The following is a 1,212-nucleotide window of genomic DNA, read 5'->3' as shown; positions in this document are numbered from 1 at the left end:
TCGTACCATGCTTGTGTTCTGAGATGGAGTGCCTTATTGTAAACCAATCTTACACAGCCCAAAGTGCGCCGCAATAGCGACTCTTGTTCGGGTGTTGGGTAAAATCGAAACGAATAGGCTTTTTCCATATCTCGCATTCTAGCATATATCGTGTAAATGCGCTAATATTTAACAGTAAAGCCGTCGTAGAACGACGGGGTTTCAGACCCAAATTTTCGATGAATCCTTATCCCTGTTAACAACAATGGCTAACTTTCGCCTTCAAAATTCCTATTCTTTAAAATATTGGTTTTGGGGTCTTTTAGGAGCTTTTATGGGATTTAGCTTGGGAACAACCGTTATTATCTTCTATTTTAGACCAGAATCATCCTTGAAAGCTTCCCAGTTATCGATTTCCCCGACGGTTTCTCCTGATACTCCCGAAGCTGTTGCTGCCCTTGGTTATCTTGAACCCCAAGGTGGAATTACTCAAATATCAGCTACTGCCTTTTTGGAAGGAAGTAGAGTAGATAAAATACTGGTAAAACAGGGAGAAAAAGTTGAAAAAGGCGAAATTATGGCTATTTTAGATAATAATGCCCGTTTGCGAGCAGCCCTGAAACAAGCTCAAGCAAATCTGGGTTTAGCAGCATCTAAACTCGAAAAAGTGAGAGAAGGGGCAAAAAAAGGCGAAATTATGGCTCAAGATTCCCGTATGCGTCAAAGCAAAGCGGAATTAGAGGGACAAATAATGAGGCAAACAGCAGCGATCTCTAGTTTGGAATCGGAACTTGAAGGGGAAAAACTAGGACAAAAAGCTACCGTTGAAAGAATTAAAGCAGAATTGAATAATTCTCTCACAGATTGTCAACGTTATCAATCTTTATACCGTAATGGTGCAGTTTCTCAAGGGGAAAAAGAGCGATTTTGTTTAGAGGCGACAACTACACAAAAAAGACTCCAAGAAGCTGAGGCTAACTTGCAACGCATTACGACTACCTTAGAACAAAAAATTCAGGAAGCCAGAGCCAATCTACAACGAACTCTTAATACTTTAGAACAACAAATTCAAGAAAACCAAGCTATGTTAAGTGGCTCTTCGTTACCCTTTATGCTAAATCAACAGACAAGATGCCAAGACAACATACTTCTAACCCAAAAATTCCGAAAGTTTCTAAAGCCATAGCTTCTCCGTTTTATTAGTTTAAGTTTATTGTTGATTCCCTCGACCAT

At 39.8% G+C, this 1,212-nt stretch carries 2 protein-coding genes; both read right to left on the bottom strand.

Annotation, left to right across the window (positions count from 1 at the left end):
• On the bottom strand, positions 1–128 hold a 128-nt coding region (locus tag PX481_RS24935), incomplete at its 3' end, for a helix-turn-helix domain-containing protein (protein WP_288096623.1).
• Positions 129–1,098: 970 nt separating this feature from the next.
• Positions 1,099–1,212, bottom strand: a 114-nt coding sequence (locus PX481_RS24925; protein ID WP_288023342.1) for a transposase, incomplete at its 5' end; no start/stop codon positions are given.

The organism is Microcystis sp. M53603_WE2 (genome assembly GCF_030065435.1).
The sequence above is the reverse complement of the archived record's forward strand: the minus strand, read 5'-3'. Positions and strand labels throughout refer to the sequence as shown.